Annotated in this window: 4 protein-coding genes; 2 read left to right on the forward strand and 2 right to left on the reverse strand. The window is 40.3% G+C overall.

Going from position 1 to position 11652, the window contains the following annotated elements; all coding sequences use genetic code 11:
* Nucleotide 1: 1 nt before the first annotated feature.
* Nucleotides 2-9526 carry a gliding motility-associated C-terminal domain-containing protein gene (locus tag M0214_RS12335; protein ID WP_248722870.1) on the reverse strand — a complete coding sequence of 3175 codons (9525 nt, stop codon included), beginning with the start codon at nucleotides 9524-9526 and terminating at the stop codon, nucleotides 2-4.
* A 30-nt stretch (nucleotides 9527-9556) separates the two neighbouring features.
* On the reverse strand, nucleotides 9557-10102 hold the full coding sequence (locus M0214_RS12340; RefSeq protein WP_248722871.1) for a hypothetical protein: 546 nt from the start codon (nucleotides 10100-10102) through the stop codon (nucleotides 9557-9559).
* 452 nt (nucleotides 10103-10554) lie between these two features.
* Between M0214_RS12340 and M0214_RS12345 the strand changes: the two genes are divergently transcribed.
* Nucleotides 10555-11046, forward strand: coding sequence for a histidine phosphatase family protein (locus M0214_RS12345; RefSeq protein WP_248722872.1), 492 nt, complete (start codon nucleotides 10555-10557; stop codon nucleotides 11044-11046).
* Nucleotides 11047-11148: 102 nt separating this feature from the next.
* Nucleotides 11149-11595 (forward strand): hypothetical protein, encoded by a 447-nt coding sequence (locus M0214_RS12350; protein WP_248722873.1) that lies wholly within the window; start codon nucleotides 11149-11151, stop codon nucleotides 11593-11595.
* Nucleotides 11596-11652: the final 57 nt, after the last annotated feature.

Below are 11652 nucleotides of genomic sequence, written 5' to 3' on the forward strand. Positions count from 1 at the left end.
TTTATTTGGTTCCGACATAAACTGGTCCTGTAAATGGAGGCAATCCACTATCTTTTATATTTATGATATAATAATATGTTCCGTTAGGTACTTGACCTGCGTTACCAAAAGAGGATCCAGAACTTGTTCCGTTCCAATCATTTTGATAGTTATCAGATTCATAAACCAAAGCACCCCATCTGTTAAAGATTTTTACTTCATATTCGAATCCACACAACTCAATTCCACCAATTTCGAAAGTCTCGTTGAATTGATCACCATTTGGTGTAATTGCCTTAGATATCACAACATCTTTCTCGCCACAAGGTAATACTACACAGTCGGCATGAACGTTCATGGTAACTTCTGTAATATTTATACAAGTACCATCGGTTGTTGTATATCTAAATCTATAATCAATACCACCATCATCTGGAAGGAAATCGAAACTTAACTCTAAGGTTGTTGGATTAAAAATATTTCCGTTTAGAGTAGCTGCGGTATCACCTTCAATCATTTCCCATGAACCATCTGTATTCAACTCAGAATCAATGAAATCATTTAGATTTACAATGCCTTCGTCGAAACACCAATCTGGTGCGGTAACATCTGTGATAACTTCATCAAGAGTGACATTAACAATTTGTGTATATACCGCCTCATTATTACATTCATCTCTTACAGTCCAAGTTCTGGTAATCGTGTAATCCTCGTACGCTAACTCTTCATAAGTACTGGTTTCATTGAAAACCACAGTAATATTTGAAGTACAATTGTCTGTGAATGTTAATTCTGGTGCTTCAGGGATATCTGTACAACTTACATCGATAACTTCTTCATAAGTAGAAGATGGTGTAGGTGCTGTTGTATCCTGAACAGTTATAATTTGAGTATGCGTTGTTGTTAAGCCACACTCATCTGTAGCAGTCCAAGTTCTTGAGATTATATAATTTGAAGGACAATCACCGTCTGTTCTTACATCTTCAACAGTAACTACTGCTTCTCCACAATTATCAGAAGCCTCTATAGTTGAAACATCTGGTATTTCATCACATTCAACAGTCACATTACCAGGTAGGTCAGATTCGAAAACTGGTGCTGTTGTATCCTGGACTATAATTGTTTGAGTATGCGTTGTTGTCAATCCACATTCATCTGTAGCTGTCCACGTACGCGCTATAGTGTAATTGTTAGGGCATGTACCATCTGTTCTTATATCCTCTACAGTTACACTAGCACTTCCACAATTATCAGTGGCAGTAAGTGTTTCTGCATCTGGCACAGAATCACATTCAACAACTAATGTAGCTAGTGGTAAAGATTCTACGAACTCTGGAGCAGTAGTATCTTGTACTGTAATTATTTGAACATGTGTTTTGGTTAAACCACAATCATCGGTTGCTGTATATGTTCTTGTAATAGTATAGTTAGAAGGACAATTTCCATCGGTTCTAACATCTTCTACAGTAACAGTAGCATCGCCACAATTATCGGTTGCTGTTAAAGTTTCTGCACTTGGAACTCCTGTACATTCAACTGTAACATCTGCCGGTAATACACTCTGATCGAAATCTGGTGCTGTTGTATCTGAAGTGGAAATGATTTGATCTGCTGATATAGAATTTCCACAAGCATCAGTAGCAGTCCATGTACGTGTTATCGTAAATGTTCCAGAGCATTCTCCATCGGTTCTAACATCGCTAAATGTTATTATCGGGTTTGTATCACAATTATCTGTTGCAGTTGCAACACCAAATGATACAGGAGATAAATCGTCACTACATTCTGCAGATACATTTGCTGGTAATGTAAGTTCAGGAGCTGTTGTATCAACGATTGTTATAGTCTGAACAAAGTTTTCACTTACATTATCACATGCATCCGTAAAGTTCCATGTTCTTACTTGAACATAGGCGTTCGGACAATCTGGATCTTGAGTTGTAATATCACTTACTAGTTGTATAGTTACTTCACTACAATCATCACTTGCAGTTGGAGCTTGACTTAAGGCGTTTGATAATCCATCTACATCACTACATTCTATAGTAACATCTAATGCACCTTGAGCTGTATCTACAGTTGGGCCTTGCGTATCTTTTACAAGATATGTAGCTGTTGTTGTAGAAGCATTACCACATTCATCTGTAGCAGTGAAAGTAACTGTTATAGCTCCGTTATCACATTGAACAGAGGTGTCAGAACCATAGTTGTTACTCCAAGTCACCGTCCCACAAGTATCTGTTGCCGTTGCTCCTGCATTATTATTTAACCAGTTATCTAAATCTGATGCAGTATCTCCAATACCACACTCTATCTCGATGTTGGCTGTATTTGTATTGTCAATTACCGGCGGTGTCGTATCCACCACGGTAATGGTCTGTGTATTTGAAGTTTCGTTTCCACAGGCATCTGTAGCGGTCCAAGTCCTAGTAATGGTCTTGGTGTTCCCGCACGATTCCACAACGTTATCCGATTCAGTGATGGTCACGTCCCCACAAGTATCAGAAGCAGTTGCAACACCGTTATTTGCAGACGATTCATCCTCGGTACACTCAATAGTCACATCGGCAGGTACTGTTAACGTAGGAGGTGTCGTATCTTCCGTTGTAATGGTCTGTACAGCAGAAGTGGCATTGCCACATTCATCCGTAGCGGTCCAAGTCCTTGTAATTACAACAGTATTCCCACAAAGTCCGGCCACGCTAACATCAGATTGAGTTATAGTAACGTTTCCACAGGTATCGGTACTTGTAGCGACCCCTGTATTGGCAGAAGAGGTATCGTCGGTACATTCCACGGTCACATCATCGGGAAGCGTTAGGCTAGGAGCCGTAGTATCCTCAATGGTAAATGTAGCGGTAGTTGTACTTGTGTTTCCACAGGCATCTGTAGCGGTAAATGTCACAGTAGCCGAACCGGTCTCGCCACAGTCGTCGCTAAGCGCGCTGAAGTCGTTGGACCATGTTACGGTACTACAGGCATCTGTAGCCGTAGCCCCACCGTTGTTCGATAGCCAAGTGTTTAAATCGGAGGTATTGCCTGCACCATCGCATTCCACGGTCTCGTTAGAGGCCTGTTGTGTGATGGTCGGAGCATCTGTATCCTTTATTAGGTAGGTTGCGGTAGTCGAGCTAGAGTTTCCACATTCATCTGTAGCGGTGAACGTTACGGTAATGGCACCGTTGTCGCACTGTACTGAATTATCCGATCCATAATCGTTGCTCCATGCCACTATACCACAGGTATCCGTTGCCGTAGCGCCAGCGTTGTTGTTCAACCAGTCGTCTAGGTTGCTGATATCTGTTACACCGCACTCTATCTCGATGTTGGCTGTATTTGTATTGTCAATTACCGGCGGTATTGTATCCACCACGGTAATGGTCTGTGTATTTGAAGTTTCGTTTCCACAGGCATCTGTAGCGGTCCAAGTCCTAGTAATGGTCTTGGTGTTCCCGCACGATTCCACAACGTTATCCGATTCAGTGATGGTCACGTCCCCACAAGTATCAGAAGCAGTTGCAACACCGTTATTTGCAGACGATTCATCCTCGGTACACTCAATAGTCACATCGGCAGGTACTGTTAACGTAGGAGGTGTCGTATCTTCCGTTGTAATGGTCTGTACAGCAGAAGTGGCATTGCCACATTCATCCGTAGCGGTCCAAGTCCTTGTAATTACAACAGTATTCCCACAAGGTCCGGCCACGCTAACATCAGATTGAGTTATAGTAACGTTTCCACAGGTATCGGTACTTGTAGCGACCCCTGTATTGGCAGAAGAGGTATCGTCGGTACATTCCACGGTCACATCATCGGGAAGCGTTAGGCTAGGAGCCGTAGTATCCTCAATGGTAAATGTAGCGGTAGTTGTACTTGTGTTTCCACAGGCATCTGTAGCGGTAAATGTCACAGTAGCCGAACCGGTCTCGCCACAGTCGTCGCTAAGCGCGCTGAAGTCGTTGGACCATGTTACGGTACTACAGGCATCTGTAGCCGTAGCCCCACCGTTGTTCGATAGCCAAGTGTTTAAATCGGAGGTATTGCCTGCACCATCGCATTCCACGGTCTCGTTGGAGGCCTGTTGAGTGATGGTCGGAGCATCTGTATCCTTTATTAGGTAGGTTGCGGTAGTCGAGCTAGAGTTTCCACATTCATCTGTAGCGGTGAACGTTACGGTAATGGCACCGTTGTCGCACTGTACTGAATTATCCGATCCATAATCGTTGCTCCATGCCACTATACCACAGGTATCCGTTGCCGTAGCGCCAGCGTTGTTGTTCAACCAGTCGTCTAGGTTGCTGATATCTGTTACACCGCACTCTATCTCGATGTTGGCTGTATTTGTATTGTCAATTACCGGCGGTATTGTATCCACCACGGTAATGGTCTGTGTATTTGAAGTTTCGTTTCCACAGGCATCTGTAGCGGTCCAAGTCCTAGTAATGGTCTTGGTGTTCCCGCACGATTCCACAACGTTATCCGATTCAGTGATGGTCACGTCCCCACAAGTATCAGAAGCAGTTGCAACACCGTTATTTGCAGACGATTCATCCTCGGTACACTCAATAGTCACATCGGCAGGTACTGTTAACGTAGGAGGTGTCGTATCTTCCGTTGTAATGGTCTGTACAGCAGAAGTGGCATTGCCACATTCATCCGTAGCGGTCCAAGTCCTTGTAATTACAACAGTATTCCCACAAGGTCCGGCCACGCTAACATCAGATTGAGTTATAGTAACGTTTCCACAGGTATCGGTACTTGTAGCGACCCCTGTATTGGCAGAAGAGGTATCGTCGGTACATTCCACGGTCACATCATCGGGAAGCGTTAGGCTAGGAGCCGTAGTATCCTCAATGGTAAATGTAGCGGTAGTTGTACTTGTGTTTCCACAGGCATCTGTAGCGGTAAATGTCACAGTAGCCGAACCGGTCTCGCCACAGTCGTCGCTAAGCGCGCTGAAGTCGTTGGACCATGTTACGGTACTACAGGCATCTGTAGCCGTAGCCCCACCGTTGTTCGATAGCCAAGTGTTTAAATCGGAGGTATTGCCTGCACCATCGCATTCCACGGTCTCGTTGGAGGCCTGTTGAGTGATGGTCGGAGCATCTGTATCCTTTATTAGGTAGGTTGCGGTAGTCGAGCTAGAGTTCCCACATTCATCCGTAGCGGTGAACGTTACGGTAATGGCACCGTTGTCGCACTGTACTGAATTATCCGATCCATAATCGTTGCTCCATGCTACCGTACCACAGGTATCCGTTGCCGTAGCGCCAGCGTTATTGTTCAACCAGTCATCTAAGTCGGTAGGGTCTGTTACACCGCACTCTATCTCGATGTTGGCTGTATTTGTATTGTCAATTACCGGCGGTGTCGTATCCACCACGGTAATGGTCTGTGTATTTGAAGTTTCGTTCCCACAGGCATCTGTAGCGGTCCAAGTCCTAGTAATGGTCTTGGTGTTCCCGCACGATTCCACAACGTTATCCGATTCAGTGATGGTCACGTCCCCACAGGTATCAGAAGCAGTTGCAACACCAGTATTGGCTGAGGATTCATCCTCGGTACACTCAATGGTCACATCGGCAGGTACTGTTAACGTAGGAGGTGTTGTATCCTCAACAGTAATTGTTTGTGTTCCCGAAGTACTGTTCCCACAGGCATCCGTAGCTGTCCATGTTCTTGTGATGGTCTTGGAGTTACCGCAAGCAGTAACAACCGCATCACTTTCCGTAATGGTCACATCCCCACAGGTATCCGAACCAGTTGCAAGACCAGTATTGGCAGACGATTCATCTTCTGTACATTCAATAGTTACATCAGCAGGTACGTTTAAAGTAGGTGCTGTAGTATCTTCAGTCGTAATTGTTTGTGTTTGAGAAGTACTGTTGCCACAAGCATCAGTAGCCGTCCATGTTCTTGTTATTATCACAGTATTACCACAAGGACCAGCAACGGTAGCATCGGATTGTGTGATTGTAACATCACCACAAGTATCAGAGCTAGTAGCTTCTCCTGTACTAGCAGAAGAGGTATCTGCAGTACATTCTACTGTGATATCGGCAGGCACTGTTAATGAAGGTGCCGTTGTGTCTTCAATGGTGAATGTCGCCGTAGTAGTGCTCGAGTTTCCACAGTCATCTGTTGCTGTAAAGGTTACAGTAGCCGTACCGGTCTCTCCACAATCATCGCTAAGCGCGCTGAAGTCGTTGGACCAAGTGACATTGCTACAAGCATCTGAAGCTACAGCGCCACCGTTGTTTGCCAACCAGGTATTAAGGTCTGATGTATTTCCAGCCCCGTCACATTCCACAGTACTATTGCTAGCTGCTGTATTGATGGTAGGAGGCGTTGTGTCTTCAATAGTGAATGTCGCCGCAGTAGTGCTCGAGTTTCCACAGTCATCAGTTGCTGTGAAGGTTACAGTAGCCGTACCAGTCTCTCCACAATCATCGCTAAGTGCGCTGAAGTCGTTGGACCAAGTGACATTGCTACAAGCATCTGAAGCTACAGCGCCACCGTTGTTTGCCAACCAGGTATTAAGGTCTGATGTATTTCCAGCTCCGTCACATTCCACAGTGCTATTGCTAGCTGCTGTATCGATGGTAGCAGGCGTGGTGTCTTCAATAGTGAATGTCGCCGTAGTAGTGCTCGAGTTTCCACAGTCATCTGTTGCTGTAAAGGTAACAGTAGCCGTACCGGTCTCTCCACAATCATCGCTAAGTGCGCTGAAGTCGTTGGACCAAGTGACATTGCTACAAGTATCTGAAGCTACAGCGCCACCGTTATTTGCCAACCAAGTATTAAGGTCTGATGTATTTCCAGCTCCGTCACATTGTACAGTGTTATCACTAGCAGCAGTGTCAATTGTTGGAGGGGTATTGTCTGTAACAGTAAATGTTGCGGTTGTTGAATTAGAATTCCCACAATCGTCAGTAGCTGTGAAAACAATAGTTACTGAACCTGTCACTGCACAAATATAATTTATGTCAGTATAATCATTCGACCATGTTACATCGCTACAAGAATCTGAGGCAGTTGCACCACCGTTAGAATTTAACCAAGCAGTTAATACAGCAATGGTGTCAGTTCCATCACATTCGATAATACTATCGCTAGCAGCAGTATCGATTGTTGGAGGTGTAGTGTCTTCAATTGTAAAGATAGCTGTTGTCGTGCTCGTATTTCCACAGTCATCAGTTGCTGTAAATGTCACTGTAGCCGTACCGGTCTCACCACAATCATCGCTGAGTGTGCTAAAATCGTTAGACCAGGTTACACCACCACAAGTATCTGAAGCAGTAGCACCACCGTTGTTCGACAGCCAAGTATTTAAATCTGAAGTATTACCAGCACCGTCGCATTGTACAGTGCTATCGCTAGCAGGAGTGTCAATAGTTGGAGGTGTTGCGTCTTCAATGGTGAAGGTCGCTGTAGTTGTACTTGAATTTCCACAGTCATCTGTTGCTGTGAATGTCACAGTAGCCGAACCGGTTTCACCACAGTCGTCACTAAGTGCGCTGAAGTCATTGGCCCAGGTTACGCCACCACAAGAATCTGAAGCGGTCGCCCCACCGTTGTTCGACAGCCAAGTATTTAAATCTGAAGTATTACCGGCACCATCGCACTGCACAGTGCTATCACTAGCAGGAGTATCAATTGTAGGAGCGGTAGTATCTATTATTGTTATCGTTTGAGTAAAATTAGCTAATGTTTCACCACATTCATCAGTAAAACTCCAACTGTTTGTATAGGTTCCCGCATTTTGACAATTAACGTCTTCAACAAATGGTCCACTTGTTTTTACTAATGTAGGAGTACATATGTTAGTACTAGGGAATAGTGCTTGAGCATTATTCAATTCATTTATGTCATCACATTCAATCGTTCTATCTAGGCTGTTTGGTAGCGTTTGCCAAGATATACTCGGTTGATTTATGTTAATTAGTATAGGGTCTTTTATTCCTACACCACAGGCATCAAGATTTGCAGAACTGTTTGTAGTTACCACCTCTGGATTTTGTTCACCTGAATAACTAGCTATAAGTTGTAAATTAAAATCAAGATCACAGTTGTCTTCTAAGAAGAAACAGGCATCTTTAACTTGAAAATCAAAATCTATATTAAATCCAGGGTCACCGGCCTCAACAATATCGTCAGGAATTGAAAACTCAACAAAGTTAGTGACTGGATTATAAGTATATGTCACTCCAGTAGGGAAAGATGGAGTAGGTATTAGGTTATCCTCAACTAACATTACTTGTGGAGGTAAAGTAGCTGATATTTTCAAGTCTTTGGCATTATCATTTCCTTTATTCTCAATTGAAAAGCTTCCACCAAAAGTATCTCCAGGATTAAATGTGGTAGAGGCAGTATCTAAAGTTAATTGAATATTACTAAAGTCAGGGGCCCAAATATCAACAGATAAACCTAATAAAAATAAACCATACGTTTCTTGGTTTGAAGTTAGTCTTATTGTTGCAGATGTTTGGTTATTCCCTATTATTGTATTTCCAGGGTTGTCCAATTGAAACACAGCAGCATCAAAACCTAATGTGTTTGTACTTGCAGGAACCCTGTCTAAAAAGTTGTTGTTATCAATTGTAATTCTACTATTGAAGAAATTTGATGTTGTTCTTATCGGAGCTGTTGGTGAGGTTGATAAATCAATAAATGTATTAGAAACATTTTCAATTTGTAGTCTATCCCCTCCATAACCTTGGTCTCCTTCCAAGGCACCAACTAATATGTTAGCACTAACATTACCAGTAGGTACAGTTTGGAATCCATTGAAGTCTATATTATAACTTCCACTGCCATTTTTTACATGGGCATACCCATCAAAGATTGCAATATTTTTTCTTGGTAGTGTTGGGCTTTCGTATACGAACACTATTTGCCATCCACCAGAAACACCTGTAGGTATTCCTGTTTGATAATCGTTCAACGAACCAATTTTACCTTCAACATTCGCTACCTGATAGGTTCCGTAAGGGCTAATGCTGTTGTTCATTAAGTTAGTAACTTCAGTAGTAATCTCTTTCACACATATATAAGGAGCGTTACTAAATCTCGTATCTAGACCTCTGTAAATTACTTCATCTGCTGTATAGGTTGTATAAGCAGTTTCAGATGGAAGCATTAGTTTAATATCATTAAAATTCCATGTTGGTTGGTTGTCCGATCCTGGACCAGAAGGTTCTTGATCGGCAGCAGCCCAATACAGATAAACTTTTTTGATATTTAAACAACTAGCTCCAGGGGCAGGGTTAGCAAAATCTGCATTACTGGAGTTAAAAGTGGTAGCATCATTGTCTATGTCAACATAGACCAGGTTTGAAAAACCATCGTTGTTGCCTCCTCCTGTATAGTTTCCCGTAGCCGAAGTAGAAATGGTATTGTTTGCTATGATTGTAAAATCCCCGTTTACGGCTTCATTAAATCTTGGCGTAAAAGCCTGCTGCAACTGTGCACTTACGTACACACTAGATAACAGAAAAACTACAAGAGTAAGTTTTGAAGCGTTTATAGATTTGGTAAAAATTTTCATAAGCCTATACTTAATGATTTGTTTGTGTTTTTAGTGACCCAATAAGTTCGGATTAGGTATTACGGTTCTTATTATAACATGCTCTCTAATAGAAGAATCATCGGGACCTACTATAATCTTATGATATAAAGATGAGCCTTGTTCTGTGTTATTAGTTCTCAAAACTTTTACGTAAAATTTAACTTCAGAAAATGAATCAACCGTTATGAAATTTATAACGGCATTTTTACTTTCATTTAAAAAACTGATTGTTAAACTTTCAGATTCTTGAATTTCTGAGTTATCCTCTTGATAACTTTTCCCTTCTTTATTATTAATTACGTCTTCATATTCTAATTTGGGTTTAACACCTAAACTAGATAGAGAGTAATTTACTTTTGAAGATGTATTGTTTGTAACAGAGAGTAAATGTACATGCTCTGCATTAATATCAGGTTGATCACTGTAGTTTAAAATCTCTAGTTTGAAATCATCAACTGTTTGTGCCAACACTACTTGGGTATTAAGCAAAAAAGTAGACAATAAAAAAGTTGAAAGAAGACCTTTTCCTAATTTTACTAAGAATTTAATTCCCATACTTCAATGTGTTTTGTTAATCAATTTATTATAAAGACACAATAGCAAAAAAATTGTCACTACTATTGGCTAATGTCTCATAGTTAATTTAAACAACGATAAAGTTTTCGAGGGAAAAACTGAGAAGGAGCAGTACTATTTATTGTACTGTATATAGAGTCGAAATTTAGATTTGGGGTCATAATTTTGAATAATTATATACAATAACAAAAAAAACAACTACAGGTTATTAGCTCAAAAATTCGAGTTAAACCACTTAATTATTCGATTAACAGTATTAAGAATACTTTTAATCTGCCGATAAGTGCTCTTAAACGAAAACTGCATTGTTGTTTATATTAACTCCATTATCAAGTTTAAATATTATTTCATTTAAATTTACGTCACAAATAAATTGAATTAAATCGAGAAAAACAACTTTTTGTCGATAAAAAACGCATTTAATCGAAATAATGAAATCTTTAACTATAGTAAGACATGCCAAGTCATCATGGAAATATGATGTAATTGATTACGAGCGACCTCTGAAAGAAAGAGGCATAAACGATGCTAAAACAATAGCACAATGTTTAAGAAAAAAAAGCATTCATTATGATAAGATTTTATCTAGTGATGCATTGAGAGCCAGGTCTACTGCTGAAATATTCATCAAAAATTTAGATCTAAACTCAGAGCTTTTAGAGTTTAATCACAAATTATATGATTTTGAAGGCAGGGACTTAATAAATGTTATTAAGAAGTGTGATGATAAGATTAATAATTTACTGTTGTTTGGTCATAACCATGCTATAACAGCGTTTGTTAATAGTTATGGTAGCATATTTATTGATAATATTCCTACAAGTGGTGTAGTGATTATTGAATTTAAAATTAATTCTTGGCAAGAACTGAAACCAGGTAATACATTAGTTAAATTGTTTCCTAAAGAATTAAATATGAAGTAAAAACCTACTTATTACCGATTAAAAGTAAAATAATTAGACAAAATGATTGTTTTTTACGTTAAAATGTATAAATTAGCCAACTAAACCACAAATCTTACCATAATGAAATTTAAATTAATCCTGGTTTTTCTTGGTTGCTTCCTTTTCTTTGGGACAAGTTTTGCACAAAAAAAGAAAGACCCGAAAAGTATAATCAGTGATAGAGTTGCTATAAAGAAATATCATAGTAAATCTGAATTGGATGGCAAGCAAAAGGGAGAGTTATTAGTACTTTATGTAGAAAGAATAGAAAGCTTAGTTCAATTATTACCATATATAGCATTTGCAACAAAGCCAGGTATAACATTATCAACTTTGGGCATTCCTAATGATAGTGATAATAGGAAAGCTCTTGACGATCAATTTGATGCTACATCAGAGTTTTTAAAACAAAATGAAGAGTTTCAAAAGAGAATATTACCATATTCGGATACTGATGATTTAATTTCTGCTATTTTATTTTATGAGGACACTTTAAAATCCTTACATGAATATAGTGAGTTTCATTAAAAATCTTTTTCTGTAAATACAATATCAAGGGCCTTTATGGGCTCTTTTTTTTGATTC

It is taken from the genome of Seonamhaeicola sp. ML3, from assembly GCF_023273855.1.
Taxonomy (GTDB): domain Bacteria; phylum Bacteroidota; class Bacteroidia; order Flavobacteriales; family Flavobacteriaceae; genus Seonamhaeicola.

What these genes read in the sequence shown, in the direction of transcription:
- M0214_RS12335 (WP_248722870.1), bottom strand. Translation starts at nt 9,526, where the DNA reads ATGAAAATTTTTACCAAATCTATAAACGCTTCAAAACTTACTCTTGTA.
- M0214_RS12350 (WP_248722873.1), top strand. Translation starts at nt 11,149, where the DNA reads ATGAAATTTAAATTAATCCTGGTTTTTCTTGGTTGCTTCCTTTTCTTT.
- M0214_RS12340 (WP_248722871.1), bottom strand. Translation starts at nt 10,102, where the DNA reads ATGGGAATTAAATTCTTAGTAAAATTAGGAAAAGGTCTTCTTTCAACT.
- M0214_RS12345 (WP_248722872.1), top strand. Translation starts at nt 10,555, where the DNA reads ATGAAATCTTTAACTATAGTAAGACATGCCAAGTCATCATGGAAATAT.